This is a genomic window from Pseudomonas sp. ICMP 460, from assembly GCF_002723595.1.
Lineage (GTDB): Bacteria > Pseudomonadota > Gammaproteobacteria > Pseudomonadales > Pseudomonadaceae > Aquipseudomonas > Aquipseudomonas kitaguniensis.
On the sequence record NZ_LKBR01000028.1, the window covers coordinates 1 to 17817 of the forward strand.

Sequence of the window (17817 nt, forward strand, 5' to 3'; positions counted from 1 at the left end):
GAGTAACTTGTGATGCTGATAATCTTGTTGACTATCAGTCTGACTCCACAAGCACCCACACGAATTGCTTGATTCAGTTGTTAAAGAGCGGTTGGTTAAGATCTTTCTTCTCAACCGAGGCGCGCATTCTACAGCAGCCTCATTTGCTGTCAAGTGATTATTTTCAGAAGTTTTCGAAGAATTCTTCAACAACTTCAACCACTTGCGCTTCCGATCTCTCGTTAGCGGGAGGCGAATTCTACAGCGTTACACGCTGCTGTCAACACCTCTTTTTCTCCGCTTTCGACCGAGAAGATCGAAACGCTAATAGAGCCAAACAACACTGCTCTACCAACTCCTTCTGGNCGATCTCTCGTTAGCGGGAGGCGAATTCTACAGCGTTACACGCTGCTGTCAACACCTCTTTTTCTCCGCTTTCGACCGAGAAGATCGAAACGCTAATAGAGCCAAACAACACTGCTCTACCAACTCCTTCTGGACTTCGATGAACTGAAGCAACTCGCTGTCGAATCTCGCATAACTCTTTGTTTACCAAGGAGTTTTCCGTTTCGACTGCGCCGGAAGACTTCGATGAACTGAAGCAACTCGCTGTCGAATCTCGCATAACTCTTTGTTTACCAAGGAGTTTTCCGTTTCGACTGCGCCGGAAGTGGGGCGAATTATAGACGTCCAGAATCTGCCGTCAACCGTTAATTTGAACTTTCTGGCAATAAGCCCAAAAAACCGGAAATCCCGCCTATATAGTCAACGCACCAGAGATTATTGAGCAATATATTGCTCATTACTGATCGCTTAAGCATCATAGCGTCTTCTGCTTCTCTCTATATAACCTCGGACGAACGCCTTCAATGACCACCCCACCCCGTGCCCTGGCCTCGGCATTGTTTCCTGTCGGCCTGCTGTTGATCGCCATGGCGTCCATCCAGTCCGGCGCCTCTCTGGCCAAAAGCATGTTCCCCGTCGTCGGCGCGCAGGGCACGACCACACTTCGCCTGATTTTTGCCAGCGTGATCATGCTGCTTGTATTACGCCCGTGGCGCGCCACGCTGACAGCCAAGTCGCTGCGTACCGTAGTCATCTATGGGATGGCTCTGGGCGGCATGAACTTTCTCTTCTATATGTCGTTGCGCACAGTGCCGCTGGGCATCGCGGTAGCGCTGGAATTCACAGGGCCACTCGCCGTCGCCCTCTACGCGTCGCGCCGAGCGGTGGACTTTCTATGGATTGGGCTTGCGGTCGCAGGTCTTCTGCTGCTGGTCCCAACCGGAGGTACCAGCAGCGGTATCGACTTGACCGGTGCCGCCTACGCCCTGGGCGCTGGCATTTGCTGGGCGCTCTACATTCTGTTTGGCCAAAAAGCCGGCAATGACAATGGCGTTCAAACCGCAGCCCTCGGCGTAATGATCGCTGCCTTGTTTGTTGCGCCAATCGGCATCGTCCACGCCGGCGCCGCACTGCTGACGCCCGCATTGATCCCGGTTGCAATTGCAGTCGCGGTGCTCTCCACAGCCTTGCCCTATACCCTGGAAATGGTCGCGCTCACGCGCCTTCCCGCGCGCACCTTCGGCACCCTGATGAGTATCGAACCTGCATTCGGTGCGCTCTCCGGGCTGATTTTCCTGCAAGAACAGTTGTCCCTCGCGCAATGGCTGGCCATCACCTGCATCATTCTGGCCTCCATTGGCGCCACCCTGACGATGCGTAATGAATCGAAACCATTGGTGCCAGCCGACTGATGATGGTTAAAAGGTAGCGCTGGTATTTGGCGCCCTTTTAGGCCATGTTTAGGCCGTAAACGAAAGTCTTGCATGGAGAATTTCGACAGGGACAGCTGAACTACAACCGAGAGCGAGTAGAGCCTGCTTCGAGCCTTTTTGCGAAGCGGCTATTAAGGATAGTAATGAAGCAAATTTTGATACTGTTAATGGTCGTGAGCATTGTTGGCTGTGCTGCGACCACCAAGACAGAAGTGAAACGGGGCAAAAAAGGACTACACATCAACTGTTCCGGGCTGTCCTCCTCCTGGGACCAGTGCTACACCAGTGCAGCAAGCTCATGTGGTACCAAGGGTTACCGGGTTATTGCCAAGTCGGGTGACAATTCGGAAGAGCCTGGTGAGTACCCCTTCGGCCTCAACCCTGCCGGCTACACCAGCCGCAGCATGATTGTCATCTGTAAGTGAACGCCCGAGCAGTGCATTCCCGGCTGCTCCGCCCTTCTTGAATGTCTATGACAGCGGCCCGGGGCCAGGCGTACGGCGACTGTATCGCCGAAGCCCAGGCCCAAGCCCCTGAACTGCAGCCGATCAAATCGCCGCAGTACGCACCTGCAACCATTCTAGCGCTGCGCCACTGAGCAACGGGCTCAAACGCGTACGCACTTCGGCGTGGTAAGCGTTAAACCATTCGCGCTCGTCCGCCGTCAGCAACGACGACTCCAGGCAACGGGTGTCGATCGGGCACAAGGTGAGGGTTTCAAACGAGAGGAACTCACCAAACTCGGTCTTGCCCGCCTCGCGGTTCAATACCAGGTTTTCGATGCGCACACCCCAACGGCCCGGACGATAAGTGCCCGGTTCAATCGAGGTAATCATGCCTGGCTGCATCGCGGTCTGCGGCGCCGCGGCGGCTTGATAGGCGATCACCTGCGGGCCTTCATGCACATTCAGGAAATAGCCTACGCCGTGGCCGGTGCCATGGCCGTAGTCCACGCCTTCGGCCCAGATCGGCGCACGCGCAATGGCATCCAACAGTGGCGACAGGATACCTTTGGGGAATTGCGCACGGGACAAGGCAATCACGCCCTTCAGCACCCGCGTGCAGTCACGCTTCTGCTCATCAGTTGGCGTACCGATCGGCACCATCCGCGTAATATCTGTGGTGCCGCCCAAGTACTGGCCGCCGGAGTCGATCAGCAGCAAGCCATCGCCTTCGATCACCGCGTGTTCTTCTTCGGTGGCATGGTAGTGCGGCATCGCACCGTTAGCGTTAAACGCGGCGATGGTATTGAAACTCAGCGACACATAATCGGGGCGGCGCGCACGCGCCGCGGTCAGGTGTTCGTCGATGCTCAGCTCGGTAATGCGTTCGCGGCCCAGTGCACTCTCCAGCCAAGCGAAGAATTCGCACAAGGCGGCGCCGTCCTGCTCCATGGCTTGGCGGATATGCTCGGCGTCCGCCAGGCTCTTGCGGGATTTGGCGAGCGTGGTCGGGTTCAGCCCTTCAACAAGCCTGACGCCCGAATCGAGGTTTTCCAGCAAACCTGCGGTAACGCGTGCCGGATCAACCTGCACGCTGGCGCCCGACGGCACGTTGCGCAGCGCATCCGCCACCTCGTTGTAGTCGCGCAGGGTTACGCCATCCTGCTCCAGCACCGCGCGCAATTCAGCGTCGACTTTGCTCAGTGCCACAAACAAGGTGGCCTGTTGCTGGTTGATCAGGGCAAAGGACACAAACACCGGATTAAACGACACATCGCCGCCGCGCAGGTTGAACAACCAGGCGATGTCATCCAGGGTGGCGATGAAGTGCCAATCGGCGCCTTGCTCTTTCAAGCTTGCGCGCAAGGCCGCCAGTTTCTCGCCACGGCTGACGGTCGCTTGCGGCGGCAGATGCGCGTAGATCGGCTGGTTGGGCAAGCTGGGGCGGTCGTGCCAGACCTCGTTCAGCAGGTCGATATCAGTGCGTAAACGCGCGCCGCGTTCCGCCAATTTGCTACCCAGCGTACGCGCCGACGCCACGGCCATCACCGCGCCGTCCACCGCGACCACTGCGCCCTGCGGCGTTTGCTCGGCCAGCCATTCCAGCGGGCCAGGTTGGCCTGGTTGCAACTTCACCAGTTCGATACCGCTGCCCTTGAGTTCCTTGGTCGCCTGCTCCCAATAACGACTGTCGGCCCAGACGCCGGCGAAGTCAGCGGTGACAATCAGCGTCCCGACCGACCCATGAAACCCCGACAACCATTGCCGGCCCTGCCAATAACCCGGCAGGTACTCGGACAAATGCGGGTCGGCCGACGGCACCAGCAGGGCGTGAATGCCCTCGCGACTCATCAGTTCACGGGTATTCGCCAGGCGCTGGGGAACTGATCCATGGGGCAAAGGCTGCGTACTCATTGTGTCTCCTGCTAACCACTGATAGTTGTTATAGGTTGCGAATAAATCGGGGGGCGGATTAAAAATCAGACGGCCCAGAACGCCGGTGCACTGGCGCGCGCGGCTTTGATCAATTGCACGGCCTGGTCGATGTCCTGTTCGGTGGTAAACCGGCCCAGGCTCAAGCGAATGGTTCGACCGGCGCTGCGCGCGTCATGCCCCAGCGCCAAAAGCACGTGCGACGGCGCGTTGCTTGCCGAGTTACAGGCAGAGGTCGCTGAAAAAGCCATACCCGCGCTCAGTGCGGCTGAATTGAACTCGCCTTCGCTGAACGTCAGGCTCAAGGTGTGCGGAATACGCTGCGTAGGGCTGCCATTGAGGCGCACTCCGCCAAGCGTATCCAACTGCTCCAACAAGCGTTGGCGCAACGCCACAATGACCGCTTTCTCTTCGGCAAACGACTGCGCGGCCAACGCGAACGCCGTGCCCATACCGGCAATCTGGTGCGTCGCCAGCGTGCCGGAGCGCAACCCGCCCTCGTGGCCGCCGCCGTGAATCTGCGCCAGCACTTTGTGTTGCGCCCGAGGGCCGACATACAGCGCGCCGATACCCTTGGGGCCGTACAGCTTGTGCGCGGAAAACGACATCAAATCCACTGGCCATTCAGCCAGATCGATGGCCACCTTGCCTGCGCCTTGCGCCGCGTCCACATGCAGCAACGCGCCGTGTTCACGCACGCGTGCGCCGATGCCGAGAATGTCGTTCAAGGTGCCCAGCTCGTTATTCACCAGCATCAACGACACCAGAAAGGTGTCCTCGCGCAGCGCTTGCGCCACCGCCTCGGCGCTGATCAGCCCGTCGGCGTCCGGCACCAGATAGGTCACGGCGACCCCGGCTTCCTGTAACTGCCGCGCGGTGTCCAGCGTGGCCTTGTGTTCGATCTGGCTGGTGATGATGTGCCCAGCCGTCACGCCACTCTCAAGGCCGCGCGCCTGGGCGACGCCCTTGATCGCGAGGTTGTTGGATTCGGTGGCGCCGGAGGTCCAGACGATCTGTTCGGGCTGGGCACCGACCAACTCGGCCACCTGACGACGTGCCTGTTCAACCGTTTGCCGAGCCGCCTGGCCGAACGCATGGGAACTGGACGCAGGGTTACCGAAATTGGCATTGAAGCCCAGACACTCGACCATCACCTGGATGACCCGCTCATCCACCGGCGTGGTGGCGGCGTAGTCGAAATACAGCGGACGTTTATTCATGACGTTTAAGACTCGCAGAGCATATTCCCGAGAGCAGCGCCTCAGGCGGCATCGACCGGAACAGAGGTCGTCAGGTTTAACCGATCGAATGCCATTAAAAAAGACCACTTTAGGCAAATGTGCGTAGGAACGCTCCTGAAATTCAGCTTAACAGGCTGAAGTCGCTGAATGGCAAACAAAAAGCCCGAGGTTCCTTAAGGGAGACCTCGGGCTGTTTGCTGCTGAACGCCGACTCAACTGGGACGACCCTGCAGTGCCACGCTGCGTTCGGCGTTCATTTCGCCTTGGCGATCAAAATCAAACGGCTGCTGTGGCTGGCCAGTCAGTACAGCACGCTGCTGTTGATACTCATCAAACGACAAGCCTCGACGGCTCAAGGCTTCCAGAGCCAATTGCGTGGATTCTTCAGCGGTGTAGGGGCGCAGTTCAGGCGATGCGTGAGTCGCACACCCTGCGAGCACGGAGCTGACAACTAAAAGCGAAACAGCGAGAAAGCGGTTCATCGTGAAGGCCCTGCGAAGGAGGTTTGAAGTCAATGAGCACAGGCTACTCCCGCTGCTTCACGCTGAAAAATCATCGCCCGTGATAGTCGCTATCAACCGTTCAGGCCTTTTCGATACCGAAGAACTTATATTCATTTTAGATCTATAAATATGGAAATACGTTCGTTTACGGAATAAACGCAAGCCTCTATAAATGACGACACAGAACCCCCACTGTTCGCCACGCAACTGTTGCACTGGCAACAGTCATTCAACAAAACACCAGACACCCAACAGCTTGAATTTTCAACAGTGAGCCTGCAGCCCACGCCAATCGGGGCTTTGAGCCGTTGGTACAGCTCTTGCTCAATCGGTTCCACCTCACTTGCCACGAACCACTGTTGAAAAAGGAACTGTTTATGACCCGTCCCCTGAATGTGGTTGCCGTCTCCGGCGGAACCTGGCGCCCGTCGCGAACCCTGGTACTCACCCAAGCGGTGTTGGCCGAACTGGCCAGCATACTGCCGATACAGACCACGCTGATCGAGCTGGGCGATATTGCCCGACCGTTGGGCGGCGCACTGTCGCGCGATGAACTGCCGGCGGAGGTCGAAGCGCAACTGTTGGCCATCGAACAGGCCGACTTGCTGATCGTCGCCGCGCCGGTGTATCGCGGCTCTTACCCTGGCTTGCTCAAACACCTGTTCGACCTGATCGGCCTAAACGCGCTGATCAATACGCCGGTGCTGCTGGCGGCGACCGGGGGCAGCGAGCGACACGCACTGGTGATTGATCACCAACTGCGCCCGCTGTTCAGCTTCTTCCAGGCACTGACCCTGCCAATCGGCGTGTACGCCACCGAAGCCGATTTCACCGACTACCAAATTACCAGTGAGTTGCTGAAAGCCCGTATCCAACTGGCCACAGAACGTGCAGCGCCTTTGTTTGCCGCGCACTCCCCTTCTCTGCTGAAAATAGCCTAAGGATTTGTCATGGATGTTTTCTGGTTTCTGCCAACCCACGGCGACGGTCATTACCTGGGCACCACCCAAGGGGCACGCCCGGTCACGCTCAATTATCTGAAGCAAGTCGCGCAAGCCGCTGACAGCCTCGGTTACTACGGCGTGTTGATTCCTACCGGACGCTCGTGCGAAGACTCGTGGGTCATTGCCTCGGCGCTGGTACCGCTGACAGAACGCCTGCGCTACCTGGTGGCGATTCGTCCGGGCATCATCTCGCCCACGGTGTCGGCGCGCATGGCTGCAACACTGGACCGTTTGTCCAACGGCCGCCTGCTGATCAACGTGGTGACCGGCGGCGACCCCGACGAGAACCGCGGCGACGGGAGTTTCCTCGACCACAGCGAACGCTACGAAGTCTCCGACGAATTCCTGCAGATATGGCGCCGCGTGTTGCAGGGCGAATCGGTAAATTTCGAAGGCAAACACTTGCGTGTGCACAACGCCAAGGCACTTTACCCACCGGTGCAGAAGCCTTATCCACCGCTGTACTTCGGCGGTTCCTCCGACGCCGCCCATGACCTCGCCGCCGAACAGGTGGACGTGTACCTCACGTGGGGCGAGCCGCCTGCCGCCGTTGCGGAAAAACTTGCCGATGTACGCGAACGCGCCGCACGCCACGGGCGCTCGGTAAAGTTCGGCATTCGCCTGCACGTGATCGTGCGCGAAACCGAAGAAGAGGCCTGGAAGGCCGCCGACAAACTTATCGAGCACATCAGCGACGAAACCATCGCCGCCGCACAAAAGTCGTTTTCGCGCTTTGACTCCGAAGGCCAGCGACGCATGGCGGCCTTGCACGATGGGCGCCGCGACAACCTGCAAATCGCGCCAAACCTGTGGGCCGGCGTCGGCCTGGTACGCGGCGGCGCAGGCACGGCCTTGGTGGGTAACCCTCAACAAGTCGCAGAGCGCATCAAGGAATACGCAGACCTGGGCATCGAAAGCTTCATCTTCTCCGGCTACCCGCACCTGGAAGAGGCGTATCGCTTTGCCGAATTGGTGTTCCCGCTGTTGCCCGAACCCTACGCGAGCCTTGCCGGGCGCGGCGTCACTAACCTCACTGGGCCGTTCGGCGAAATGATTGCCAACGATGTACTGCCCGCGACGAATAAAGCCTGAGAACACTGACAGTCGCTCAATAGTGAGGAACACCGCGTGACAGCCAAACCCCATAGCGTCCTGCCGTCGCCTTTGCAGACCGCCAAATTGCTGGCCGCCGAGTTCGCCGTCAGCGCCGTCGAACGCGACGAGCGCGGTGGCACCCCCAAAGCCGAGCGTGACGCCTTGCGCCAAAGTGGCCTGTTGGCCCTGAGCATTCCCCGCCAATACGGTGGGCTCGGCGCGCGCTGGAGCGAAACCCTTGGCATCGTGCGCGAATTCGCCAAGGTCGACAGCTCGATTGCCCACGTTTTCGGCTTTCACCACTTAATGCTCGCCACCGTGCGCCTGTTTGCACGCCCGGACCAATGGCAGCCGTGGTTTGAACAAACCGCGCGCAAAAACTGGTTCTGGGGTAACGCCCTCAACCCGTTGGATACGCGCACGGTGGTCAAGGATTTCGGCGGCTGGCGCGAATTCTCCGGCAAGAAAAGTTTCTGCTCCGGCGCCAGCGACTCAGAAATGCTCATCGCCTCGGCAGTCGATGAAAGCGCTGGCGGCAAGCTGTTGATCGCGGCCATCCCCAGCGGGCGCAGCGGCATCACCTTGCACAACGACTGGAACAACATCGGCCAACGCCAAACCGACAGCGGCAGCGCCAGCTTCGAACGGGTGCGCGTCGAGGAGTCGGAATTGCTGCTGGACCCCGGCCCTTTGAGCACACCCTACGCCTGCCTGCGACCACTGATCGCGCAGTTGACCTTCACAAACATGTTTCTCGGAATTGCCGAAGGCGCCTTTGCAGAAGCACGCAATTACACCCTGACCGAAACCCGTGCGTGGCACAAATCCTCAGCCGTCGACGTGCGCCAGGACCCTTACGTATTGCACCACTACGGCGAATTCTGGGTGGCTTTGGAAGGCATGCGCCTGCTGGTGGAACGCGCTGGCGAGCGGCTCGATCAGGCGTGGGCCAAAGGCGCCAACCTCAGCGAAGACGAACGCGGCCAACTGGCGATTGCGATTGCCACCGCCAAAGTCGCCGCCACGCGTCAAGGCCTCGACCTGTGCAGCCGCCTGTTTGAAGTCACCGGCGCACGTTCAACCCACGCCTCGCTGCGCCTGGACCGCCATTGGCGCAACCTGCGCACACAAACTTTGCACGACCCGGTGGACTACAAACTCCACGAACTCGGGGACTGGGCGTTGAACCAGTCCCTGCCGATTCCGACGTTCTACTCCTGAGAGAGGTGCCCATGCAGCTTTTAACCCTACCGCCCTCGCCCGCCCTTGCGACCTCGATACGCGCCACGGCGCAGGTCTTCGAAGACCCGAAATCCCAAGCGCTGCTCGACCATATCGAGCAAGTGGCACCCAGCGAAGCCAGCGTGCTGATTATCGGCGAAACCGGCACCGGTAAAGAGCTGGTGGCGCGCCATATTCACAACCTCAGCGCGCGGCGCAACCGGCCGTTTGTGGCGGTCAACTGCGGCGCGTTTTCTGAATCGCTGGTGGAAGCCGAACTGTTCGGCCATGAAAAAGGCGCCTTTACCGGCGCCCTCAGCGCCAAGGCCGGGTGGTTTGAAGAAGCTGACGGCGGCACCTTGTTCCTCGATGAAATCGGCGATTTGCCGATGGCGATTCAGGTCAAATTGCTGCGCGTCCTGCAGGAGCGCGAAGTGGTGCGCCTGGGTTCGCGCAAGAGCATTCCAATTGATGTGCGCGTACTCGCCGCGACCAATGTGCAACTGGAAAAGGCCATCAACGCCGGGCACTTTCGCGAAGACCTCTACTACCGCCTCGACGTGGTCAGCCTGGAACTGAGCCCGCTGCGCGAGCGCCCCGGCGACATCCTGCCACTGACCCGGCATTTTATTGAAGCTTATAGTCGGCGCCTGGGTTATGGCCCGATCACCATCAGCCGCGAGGCCGAGCACAAACTCAAAAGCTACAGTTGGCCGGGGAATATCCGCGAGCTGGAAAACGTGATTCACCATACGCTGCTCATCTGCCGTAACGGCGTGATTGAACGCGACGACCTGCGCCTGTCGAACATGCGCATCGAGCGTCAGGACGACAGCCAGCACGGCACCGATAACAGCGCCGAAGCGTTGTTGGCGCGGGCCTTTCAAAAGCTCTTTGAGGAACAGGCGGGCGCCCTGCATGAAAAGGTCGAAGACGCGCTATTGCGCGCAGCCTACCGTTTCAGCCATTACAACCAAGTGCACACCGCCAACCTGTTGGGCCTGAGCCGCAACGTCACGCGCACGCGGCTGATCAAAATCGGCGAGTTGGCGGTGAACAAGCGCAGGCCCGGGGAAAATGTGCAGGGCGAGCGGATGCTGCACCTATCCATTTAGGCGGCAGTGCAACGCGTTGTCATGGCTGCGCTCAAAGCTGCGCAGCACCTGGAACGAACCGAAGGTCACCGCTGTGGCCTGGTGGGCGCGAATCAGCGTCCAGAAATCTTCCGCGCCCTGCTCAAAGCCCTTAAAGGCCGCCTCGCCGTCCTCGCGCGAACGCCATTGCAGGTAATTGAGCACCCGTCGCCCGTCATCGCTGACCTGCACGCTCGCATTAATAAAGCCACGATTGCCATGCGCCAGGCGCTCGCTTTGGATGGACAAGGCCGCCACCAGGGCGAGCTGCTGCCGAGGCTCGATCTGAAACTCGATCAACTGCGTAAAACCGCGATTCTTCTCTAATACCTGCATGAACACTCCCCTTTCTCTGTAGGCAAAATCTTGCGATTCGATGCAGCGCAGGGTAAAACCTCTAGTTAAGTCGAGGTCAAGTGTTGATTCGGGGGTGTGCATGCTGAAAAAAGAACTTACCGTCGGCCAGTTGGCCGCCCGCAGTGGCGTCGCGGTTACCGCCCTGCACTTCTACGAGTCCAAGGGGCTGATCAAGAGCAATCGTAATGCCGGCAATCAGCGGCGCTACCCACGCGATGTGTTGCGCCGCGTGGTGGTGATCAAGATCGCCCAGCGCCTCGGCATTCCGCTGGCGACGATTGGTGAGGCGTTGCAAACCCTGCCGGACGGGCGCACGCCCACCACGCACGATTGGGAGCGCTTGTCGGCACAGTGGCGAGAGGATCTGGATGAGCGCATCAACAAATTGTTGCTGCTGCGCGACAAACTCAGCGGCTGTATCGGCTGCGGGTGTTTGTCTTTGCAAGCGTGCCCGCTGCGTAACCAGGATGATCAACTTGGCGAACACGGGCCAGGGGCGCAGTTGTTGGAGCCGTCTGCATAACTCAGTGTGCAAGGCCTTGATGTGGAAACCCGCTCAATCGGCAAGGCCTGATCCGCCCCTTGTGGCGAGGGGGCTTGCTCCCGTTGGGCTGCGTAGCGGCCGCAAAAAAGCCGGAGCGCTGCGCATTCCAACGCGAGCAAGCCCGCTCGCCACAAAAGCCCGTTCCCCACAAACACCTGCTACCCACAAAAGCCCGCTTGCGGCAACGCCGGTAAATCGATGCCGGGCAAGCCTGAAACATTTGCTTTCATGTTTGCCTTGGGGTTTTGCGTTTCTCATCCGTCTTAACTTAGATACAGCCAGTCGCGTCAGCAAAAGCTACGACCGGCCTTTTCCGGGCCACTTTGCCCCCTCCGATCAAGACCCGCATTCACATGTCGAAGAAGTCACGCTCAAAACTCTGGTTTCTCGTACACAGTTGGTTGGCATTGCCCATCTGGTTTTTTGTACTGATCGTCTGCGTCACCGGCACGCTGGCGGTGGTCAGCCAGGAAATCGTGTGGCTGGCCAACCCGGATATACGCGCGAGCAAGCCGTCGGATAACGCCGAGTTGCTCAGCTATGACCAGGTAATCGCTGCCATCAAACGTGCCGAACCCCGGGTCATCGTGCAGTCCATTGTGCGCCCGGATGAAACGCACTTCGCCTTGAGTGTCGACCTCAGCTACCCGGACGGGCGTTCCGTGGAGGTCTACGTCAACCCCTACAACGGCGCGATCCAGGGCATCAGCCCGTCCTTCAACTTCAAACAATTTACCCGCGCGCTGCACGGCTGGTGGTTGGTGCCGTTCACCAATGGCTTCAGTTGGGGCTGGTATCTGGTCTCGGCGCTTGGCTTGCCGCTGCTGGCGTCGCTGGTGACCGGGCTGGTGGTGTACAAGCGTTTCTGGAAGGGTTTTCTGCGGCCAACCCTGCGTATCCGCCACGGCGCGCGAATCTTCTGGGGCGACTTCCACCGCCTGAGCGGTATCTGGTCGATCTGGTTTATCGCGGTCATATCGATCACCGGCACCTGGTTTTTGATCCAGGCGATCCTCGGCGATAACCAGATTTCCATCTCCAGCGAACCTGTGGTGCCAGTGATTGCGCGGGAGAAAGTGCCGATGTCCGCACCCGGTGTACCTGCGCCGATGATTGGGCTGGACGAAGCAATCAAAATTGCCACCCAGCGCATCCCGGGGCTGGATGCCAGCTTTGTGTTCCTGCCCCTCAATGCCTATAGCCACCTGCAGATTGGCGGGCGCGGCTGGTACCCGTTGATGTTCCAGACGGCGCAACTCAACCCCTACAGCGGCGAAATCGCTGTGTCGCATTTGCTCTCCGACCGTTCGACGCTGGAGTTCGTCACCGAATCCATGCGCCCGCTGCACACCGGTGACTTTGGTGGCCTGTGGATCAAGCTGATCTGGGCATTTTTCGGCCTGCTGCTGAGCATGATGGTGTTGAGCGGCCTGCTGATCTGGACCAAGCGCACCGCGCTGGCCACCCTTAATGCATTCAAGCGCAGCCATAAGATGCAGCGCCAACCCGCAGCCATTCCTGCAATGCACGCTGAAACCACGGAGGGCCAATGATGAGCAAGGTCGCCGCTGCACCCTCATCTTCGCCGCTGCGGGCCTTTTGGCTGAAATGGCGGTTCCACATCAATGTGCTGCTGTTGCTGGTGCCGCTGGGTTTTATGCCCAAATATTTTGCCGACGCCGCGCTGTTTCGCGGCGACACCGGCATCGGCGAGCGGGTCGCCGGCGAGGTGAAGGTTGGGCCGTGGAGCCTGACCCTCGCCGAGTTTCGCATCGAAGGCCCGCGCCCGGACCCGGCCGGCCCGATGAAATTTTTCAACGCGGCACTGTGCGGTGCCTGCGCCGGGGAGGTCAAGGCGACCTACTTGCGTATCGGCAAACCGCGCAGCCTGCGCGCCGCCGGGGTGATCTTCTTTGGTACGCCATACCGCATGGGCGCATTGCTGCCGGTGCCTGAACGCACGCCAGCAGATGCCGAACTGTGGGTCACCATGGAAGGCTGGGACGGCACGATGCACCAGGGTTCGATCCCGCTGAGCCAAGCCTCGCCCGCCACCGTTGACTGGTTGAACAAGCAAGGAGTCAAACCATGACGTTAATGCGCCTGACCCGCGCGCGTGTCTGCGCCGCGCTGTTGCTCACAGCCGGTTTCAGTACCCCGGCGCTGGCCCACAACCCGATGTGCGAATGCAAGGAAGTCGCCGGCGAACAGATCCAGTGCACCGGCGGTTTCTCCGACGGCAGTGGTGCACCGGGGGTGACGCTGGACGTAATCGGCTACGACGAAACCATCCTGCTGCCGGGCAAACTCGGGCAGGACTCGACCCTGACCTTCAAGAAGCCATCGGCCGAGTTCTATGTACTGTTTGACGCAGGCCCCGGCCATGTCGTTGAAATCGACCAAGCGGACATCCCTTCCCAATGAGTACCACCCAGGTTGTACGCCCCGCCGGTGCCGGCCATGAAACCCTCTATGTGCTGCTGTTATGCCTGATCATCCTCGCGGTGTCAGGCACGGTGGTGGCGCTGCACGCTGAAACCCAAACCGTTGTCGCCGTGCCCAGCCACCAGTTGGACGCGCGCCGCGACCTGAGCGCCGCCGAGCAAGGTATCTACGCCGACCTGCGGGTGACGCTGGATGAAATCCAGCTGCTGCAACAGGAGCAAAGCGCCCTGCCGCCGCCTGAGCAATTGGCCGAAGAGGGTTTCGCACCGTTTGCCCAAGACGCCAGCTCGGTCAGCCGTGGCAACCATCGCTGGCAATTGCTTGAGCCTGCGGCCTACCTCGGCCTGAGCCAAGCGCCCGGCACCAGCGGCTCGCTGCTGATGCGCGTGCACGGCGCCGAGCCGGACATCTGGCTCAACCGCCAAGCCAACCCGGCGGCCCCCTCCGACCTGACTGACCCGGCGCTGATCGCTGCCGGCTGGCAGCAGGTCGTCGCGCAATTCGATGCCGGCGTCACCCGCCAGCAGCGTCACTGAACGAGAAGCCCGAGTGCCCATGTCTATTTCATCTCCCCTGTTGCGCCTGTTACTGCTCAGCCTGTTCAGCCTGATGTTCGCGCCCCTGGCGAATGCCGAGGGCGCAAAACGCCTGCGCATCGGCATCACCCTGCACCCTTATTACAGCTACGTGGCTAATGTCGTCGGTGACAAGGCCGACGTGGTGCCATTGATCCCGGCCGGCTTCAACCCCCACGCCTACGAGCCACGGGCCGAAGACATCAAACGCATCGGCACACTCGACGTGATTGTGCTCAACGGCGTTGGCCATGACGATTTCGCCGACCGCATGATCGCCACCAGCGAGCGCCCGGACATTGCGGTGATCGAGGCCAACGCCAACGTGCCACTGCTGGCCGCGACCGGGAATGCTGCGCGCGGCGCCGGCAAGGTGGTCAACCCGCACACGTTTCTGTCGATCAGCGCATCGATTGCCCAAGTCAATAATATCGCCCGCGAACTCGGCAAGCTGGACCCGGACAACGCCAAGGCCTACACGCAAAACGCCCGCGCTTACGGCAAACGCCTGCGCCAGATGCGTGCCGATGCGCTGGCCAAGCTGACCAGCGCGCCCAACCCGGATTTGCGCGTGGCCACGGTGCATGCGGCCTACGACTACCTGCTGCGCGAGTTTGGCCTGGAAGTCACCGCCGTGGTTGAACCGGCCCATGGTATCGAGCCAAGCCCCAGCCAGTTGAAAAAGACCATCGATGAACTGCGCGCGCTGGATGTGAAGGTGATCTTCTCGGAGATGGATTTCCCCTCCACTTACGTCGAGACGATCCAGCGTGAATCCGGGGTCAAGCTGTACCCGCTGTCGCATATTTCCTACGGCGAATACACGGCTGAGAAGTACGAAGTGGAAATGACCGGCAACCTCAACACGGTGGTGCGGGCGATTCAGGAGTCGGGCGCATGACGGCGGCGCAACAACTGACCGTGGCCAGCACTGGCCCGACCATTGAGTTCGATAACGTGTCGCTGACCTTGGGTCGCACGGTGATTCTGGATGCGGTGAGTTTTCAGGTGCAACCGGGCAGCATCCACGCGCTGGTAGGCTCGAACGGAGGCGGTAAAAGTTCGCTGATAAAAACGCTGCTGGGGCAAACGCCGCACCAGGGGCAATTGCGCCTGCACTGGCCGACTGCACCCGGCACCATCGGTTATGTGCCGCAAGCCTTGGAATTCGACCGCGGCTTGCCGATGACCGTCGACGACTTCATGGCGGCCATGTGTCAGCGACGCCCGGCATTTCTGGGGCTGTCCAAACACACCGCTGGCGCTATTGGCGAAGCGCTGGAACGGGTTGGCATGCAGGACAAACGCAAGCGCCGCATGGGTGCGTTGTCGGGCGGCGAGCGCCAGCGCGTGCTGCTGGCGCAAGGCCTGATCCCCGCGCCAAAACTGCTGGTGCTGGATGAACCGATGTCGGCCCTCGATGAAGCCGGTATCCAGGTGTTTGAGCGTTTGTTGAGTGACTGGCGCCTGGCCGGGATCACCGTGCTGTGGATCGAACACGACCTGGAAGCGGTTGGCCGCCTCGCAGATCGCGTCACCGGCCTGAACCGCCGCGTGCTGTTCGACGCCTCGCCAAAACAGGCGCTGACCCCGGACCGCCTGCTGACCCTGTTCTCCACTCACCCCAGGAGCCCGGCGCAATGAGTTATGAAGCGTTTCGTTTGATGGTTCAGGGCTGGGCCTCTTCCGGCTATTTGCCGGAAGCGCTGGCCTACGGTTTTGTGGTCAACGCCTTGCTCGCGGGCTTGCTGATCGGCCCGGTGCTGGGCGGTTTGGGCACGCTGGTGGTGGTCAAGCGCTTTGCGTTTTTCTCCGAGGCGGTCGGGCATGCCGCGCTGACCGGCGTGGCCGTGGGCATTCTGCTCGGTGAACCGTACACCGGGCCATACGGCGCGTTGTTCGGCTACTGCCTGTTGTTCGGCATCCTGCTCAATTATCTGCGCAACCGCACGGGCCTGGCGCCGGACACCCTCATCGGCGTATTCCTCTCGGTGTCGCTGGCGTTGGGTGCGAGCCTGCTGCTGATTCTGGCGGGCAAGATCAACGTGCACATTCTGGAGAATGTGTTGTTCGGTTCGGTGCTGACCGTCAACGGCAACGATTTACTGGTGCTGGCCATCGTTGGTTCGCTGGTGATGGTCCTCGCATTGCCGCTGTACAACCGCATCATGCTGGCAAGCTTTAATCCGCAATTGGCCGCCGTTCGCGGTGTGGCGGTGAAGACCCTGGATTACCTGTTTGTGATTCTGGTGACGTTGATCACCGTGGCGGCGGTCAAGGTGATCGGCGCGATTCTGGTCGGCGCGCTGCTGGTGATTCCCGCCGCTGCGGCGCGCCTGCTGAGCCAGTCGCTCAAAGGTTTTTTCTGGGTCTCGGTGGTAATCGCCACGCTGAGCACGCTGTGCGGCATTCTGCTGCCGATCATCTTCGACCTGCCCATCCCGTCCGGAGCCGCGATCATTCTGGTGGCCGGTATCGCCTTCGCTTTCGCCGCCATCGCGCGCGGCACCGTACCCAGCCTCAAAGGGAATCTTGGATAATGCGCCCTGTGTTTCGCCCACTGGCCTTGGCCATCGCTTGCTTGATCAGTACCTCGGCGCTGGCCGCGGTGGATGGCTTCCAGCCCAGGGACTTCACCGCCCATCACGGCCTCGGCAACGCCGCGCTGACCAAAGCCAAATCGATAAAGCCGGTGAAGGTTCTGGCCTCGCTCCCGGTCACTTACGGTCTGGCCGAGGTGCTGCTCAAGGGCACCGACGTGAAGCTTGAGCGCGCCGCCCCGGCGAACCTGCCGGGCTCGCGCCAGGTGTCTTATTTTACCGGCCGTGGTGCCCCGGCCCTGCACACGCTGGCGCACGACGCCGACGCCGCCATCGGCCTGCGCTCCCTGTGGCCGGACGACCCGCTGTACCCCGTCGCACGGCGCAGCAATGTGCGCATCGTCGAAATCGACGCCGCGCGCCCGGTGGACGGCGGTTTGCCGGGTATCGCCGTGCAACCGGGCAGTGCCGATGGCCTGAACAGCCAGCCATGGCAGTCGAGCAACAATATGGGGCGCATGGCCGATGTGATGGCCGCCGACCTCAGCCGCCTCGCCCCCGCCGCCAAACCGAGCATCGACGCCAACCTTGCCGCCCTCAAACAGCGCCTGCTCAAACTCAGCGCCGACAGCGAAGCGCGGCTGGCCAAGGCGGACAACCTCAGCGTGATCAGCCTGAGCGATCACTTCGCGTATTTGGTCAGCAGCTTGAACCTGGAAGTGATCAGTACCGACGCACGGCCAGATGCCGATTGGACGCCTGAGGCGTTGCGAGAATTGAGCGCCAGCTTGAAGGACAGCGAGGTAGCGCTGGTGCTGCATCACCGGCAGCCGAGTGACGCGGTTTACGCGGCAGTAACGGCGGGCGGTGCACAGCTATTGGTATTGAACGTCGACGGCGCGGACCCGGTGACGGAGCTTGAAACCAATGTCGACCACGTGATCAAAACCCTCAGCCCCTAGGCGATGTGGAAGCGGGCTTGCTGTGTTGTGCAGGCTTACTGTGGCGAGCAAGCCCGATCGCCACA

General features: G+C 60.5%; 19 protein-coding genes. 15 read left to right on the top strand and 4 right to left on the bottom strand.

Annotation, left to right across the window (positions count from 1 at the left end):
* The first annotated feature begins 848 nt into the window (after positions 1-848).
* Together rhtA and AO240_RS18665 are read left to right on the top strand one after the other, a co-directional pair.
* Entirely contained in the window at positions 849-1736 is an 888-nt protein-coding gene (gene rhtA / locus AO240_RS18660) for a threonine/homoserine exporter RhtA (RefSeq protein ID WP_099238200.1), read from the top strand.
* A 164-nt stretch (positions 1737-1900) separates the two neighbouring features.
* Positions 1901-2182, top strand: a complete 282-nt coding sequence (locus AO240_RS18665; RefSeq protein ID WP_058413564.1) for a hypothetical protein — start codon at positions 1901-1903, stop codon at positions 2180-2182.
* Positions 2183-2305: 123 nt separating this feature from the next.
* Here AO240_RS18665 and AO240_RS18670 read toward each other — a convergent pair whose 3' ends face one another.
* From AO240_RS18670 to AO240_RS18680, 3 genes are all read right to left on the bottom strand, one after another.
* Complete coding sequence (locus AO240_RS18670; protein WP_099238202.1) at positions 2306-4114, bottom strand: aminopeptidase P family protein; 1809 nt, start codon at positions 4112-4114, stop codon at positions 2306-2308.
* A gap of 65 nt (positions 4115-4179) precedes the next feature.
* The gene (locus AO240_RS18675) at positions 4180-5352 is read right to left on the bottom strand and encodes a cysteine desulfurase family protein (protein ID WP_099238204.1); all 1173 of its coding nucleotides are present in this window, start codon (positions 5350-5352) and stop codon (positions 4180-4182) included.
* A gap of 233 nt (positions 5353-5585) precedes the next feature.
* Positions 5586-5855 (bottom strand): hypothetical protein, encoded by a 270-nt coding sequence (locus AO240_RS18680; RefSeq protein ID WP_099238206.1) that lies wholly within the window; start codon positions 5853-5855, stop codon positions 5586-5588.
* A gap of 398 nt (positions 5856-6253) precedes the next feature.
* On the opposite strand from AO240_RS18680, the gene msuE reads away from it, so the two are divergent.
* The 4 genes from msuE to AO240_RS18700 are packed head-to-tail and all read left to right on the top strand — an operon-like array spanning position 6254 to position 10311.
* Positions 6254-6817 (top strand): FMN reductase, encoded by a 564-nt coding sequence (msuE, locus tag AO240_RS18685; RefSeq protein WP_099238208.1) that lies wholly within the window; start codon positions 6254-6256, stop codon positions 6815-6817.
* Positions 6818-6826: 9 nt separating this feature from the next.
* Complete coding sequence (ssuD, locus tag AO240_RS18690; protein ID WP_099238210.1) at positions 6827-7972, top strand: FMNH2-dependent alkanesulfonate monooxygenase; 1146 nt, start codon at positions 6827-6829, stop codon at positions 7970-7972.
* A gap of 36 nt (positions 7973-8008) precedes the next feature.
* Entirely contained in the window at positions 8009-9196 is a 1188-nt protein-coding gene (locus AO240_RS18695; RefSeq protein ID WP_099238212.1) for an acyl-CoA dehydrogenase family protein, read from the top strand.
* An 11-nt stretch (positions 9197-9207) separates the two neighbouring features.
* Positions 9208-10311 carry a sigma-54-dependent Fis family transcriptional regulator gene (locus AO240_RS18700; protein WP_099238214.1) on the top strand — a complete coding sequence of 368 codons (1104 nt, stop codon included), beginning with the start codon at positions 9208-9210 and terminating at the stop codon, positions 10309-10311.
* Here AO240_RS18700 and AO240_RS18705 read toward each other — a convergent pair.
* Positions 10300-10665 carry an antibiotic biosynthesis monooxygenase gene (locus AO240_RS18705; protein ID WP_099238216.1) on the bottom strand — a complete coding sequence of 122 codons (366 nt, stop codon included), beginning with the start codon at positions 10663-10665 and terminating at the stop codon, positions 10300-10302. The two genes, AO240_RS18700 and AO240_RS18705, sit on opposite strands and share 12 nt — an antisense overlap.
* A gap of 100 nt (positions 10666-10765) precedes the next feature.
* On the opposite strand from AO240_RS18705, the gene soxR reads away from it, so the two are divergent.
* The 9 genes from soxR (at position 10766) to AO240_RS18750 (ending at position 17752) form a co-directional block, all read left to right on the top strand.
* Positions 10766-11209: a redox-sensitive transcriptional activator SoxR gene (gene soxR / locus AO240_RS18710; RefSeq protein WP_099238218.1), complete on the top strand. Its 444-nt coding sequence runs from the start codon at positions 10766-10768 to the stop codon at positions 11207-11209.
* A 374-nt stretch (positions 11210-11583) separates the two neighbouring features.
* The gene (locus tag AO240_RS18715) at positions 11584-12783 is read left to right on the top strand and encodes a PepSY domain-containing protein (RefSeq protein WP_099238220.1); all 1200 of its coding nucleotides are present in this window, start codon (positions 11584-11586) and stop codon (positions 12781-12783) included.
* Positions 12783-13322 (top strand): thiamine pyrophosphate-binding protein, encoded by a 540-nt coding sequence (locus tag AO240_RS18720; RefSeq protein ID WP_099238222.1) that lies wholly within the window; start codon positions 12783-12785, stop codon positions 13320-13322. The genes AO240_RS18715 and AO240_RS18720 overlap by 1 nt, the downstream gene beginning before the upstream one ends.
* Positions 13319-13654: a hypothetical protein gene (locus tag AO240_RS18725; protein WP_099238224.1), complete on the top strand. Its 336-nt coding sequence runs from the start codon at positions 13319-13321 to the stop codon at positions 13652-13654. Before AO240_RS18720 ends, AO240_RS18725 begins: the two co-directional genes overlap by 4 nt.
* Positions 13651-14211, top strand: coding sequence for a DUF6162 family protein (locus AO240_RS18730; protein WP_099238226.1), 561 nt, complete (start codon positions 13651-13653; stop codon positions 14209-14211). Before AO240_RS18725 ends, AO240_RS18730 begins: the two co-directional genes overlap by 4 nt.
* Before the next feature lie 19 nt (positions 14212-14230).
* Positions 14231-15151, top strand: coding sequence for a metal ABC transporter substrate-binding protein (locus tag AO240_RS18735; protein WP_099238228.1), 921 nt, complete (start codon positions 14231-14233; stop codon positions 15149-15151).
* On the top strand, positions 15148-15894 hold the full coding sequence (locus AO240_RS18740) for a metal ABC transporter ATP-binding protein (protein WP_099238230.1): 747 nt from the start codon (positions 15148-15150) through the stop codon (positions 15892-15894). The genes AO240_RS18735 and AO240_RS18740 overlap by 4 nt, the downstream gene beginning before the upstream one ends.
* The gene (locus AO240_RS18745) at positions 15891-16790 is read left to right on the top strand and encodes a metal ABC transporter permease (protein WP_099238232.1); all 900 of its coding nucleotides are present in this window, start codon (positions 15891-15893) and stop codon (positions 16788-16790) included. Before AO240_RS18740 ends, AO240_RS18745 begins: the two co-directional genes overlap by 4 nt.
* Entirely contained in the window at positions 16790-17752 is a 963-nt protein-coding gene (locus tag AO240_RS18750; protein ID WP_099238234.1) for a metal ABC transporter solute-binding protein, Zn/Mn family, read from the top strand. Before AO240_RS18745 ends, AO240_RS18750 begins: the two co-directional genes overlap by 1 nt.
* Positions 17753-17817 lie beyond the last annotated feature (65 nt).

Excerpts from the sequence above, each read along its gene's own strand:
- AO240_RS18725 (WP_099238224.1), top strand. The coding sequence starts at position 13,319 with ATGACGTTAATGCGCCTGACCCGCGCGCGTGTCTGCGCCGCGCTGTTG.
- AO240_RS18670 (WP_099238202.1), bottom strand. The coding sequence starts at position 4,114 with ATGAGTACGCAGCCTTTGCCCCATGGATCAGTTCCCCAGCGCCTGGCG.
- soxR (WP_099238218.1), top strand. The coding sequence starts at position 10,766 with ATGCTGAAAAAAGAACTTACCGTCGGCCAGTTGGCCGCCCGCAGTGGC.
- AO240_RS18665 (WP_058413564.1), top strand. The coding sequence starts at position 1,901 with ATGAAGCAAATTTTGATACTGTTAATGGTCGTGAGCATTGTTGGCTGT.
- AO240_RS18705 (WP_099238216.1), bottom strand. The coding sequence starts at position 10,665 with ATGCAGGTATTAGAGAAGAATCGCGGTTTTACGCAGTTGATCGAGTTT.
- AO240_RS18700 (WP_099238214.1), top strand. The coding sequence starts at position 9,208 with ATGCAGCTTTTAACCCTACCGCCCTCGCCCGCCCTTGCGACCTCGATA.
- AO240_RS18740 (WP_099238230.1), top strand. The coding sequence starts at position 15,148 with ATGACGGCGGCGCAACAACTGACCGTGGCCAGCACTGGCCCGACCATT.
- AO240_RS18730 (WP_099238226.1), top strand. The coding sequence starts at position 13,651 with ATGAGTACCACCCAGGTTGTACGCCCCGCCGGTGCCGGCCATGAAACC.
- ssuD (WP_099238210.1), top strand. The coding sequence starts at position 6,827 with ATGGATGTTTTCTGGTTTCTGCCAACCCACGGCGACGGTCATTACCTG.
- AO240_RS18745 (WP_099238232.1), top strand. The coding sequence starts at position 15,891 with ATGAGTTATGAAGCGTTTCGTTTGATGGTTCAGGGCTGGGCCTCTTCC.
- msuE (WP_099238208.1), top strand. The coding sequence starts at position 6,254 with ATGACCCGTCCCCTGAATGTGGTTGCCGTCTCCGGCGGAACCTGGCGC.
- AO240_RS18675 (WP_099238204.1), bottom strand. The coding sequence starts at position 5,352 with ATGAATAAACGTCCGCTGTATTTCGACTACGCCGCCACCACGCCGGTG.
- AO240_RS18735 (WP_099238228.1), top strand. The coding sequence starts at position 14,231 with ATGTCTATTTCATCTCCCCTGTTGCGCCTGTTACTGCTCAGCCTGTTC.
- rhtA (WP_099238200.1), top strand. The coding sequence starts at position 849 with ATGACCACCCCACCCCGTGCCCTGGCCTCGGCATTGTTTCCTGTCGGC.
- AO240_RS18715 (WP_099238220.1), top strand. The coding sequence starts at position 11,584 with ATGTCGAAGAAGTCACGCTCAAAACTCTGGTTTCTCGTACACAGTTGG.
- AO240_RS18720 (WP_099238222.1), top strand. The coding sequence starts at position 12,783 with ATGAGCAAGGTCGCCGCTGCACCCTCATCTTCGCCGCTGCGGGCCTTT.
- AO240_RS18750 (WP_099238234.1), top strand. The coding sequence starts at position 16,790 with ATGCGCCCTGTGTTTCGCCCACTGGCCTTGGCCATCGCTTGCTTGATC.
- AO240_RS18680 (WP_099238206.1), bottom strand. The coding sequence starts at position 5,855 with ATGAACCGCTTTCTCGCTGTTTCGCTTTTAGTTGTCAGCTCCGTGCTC.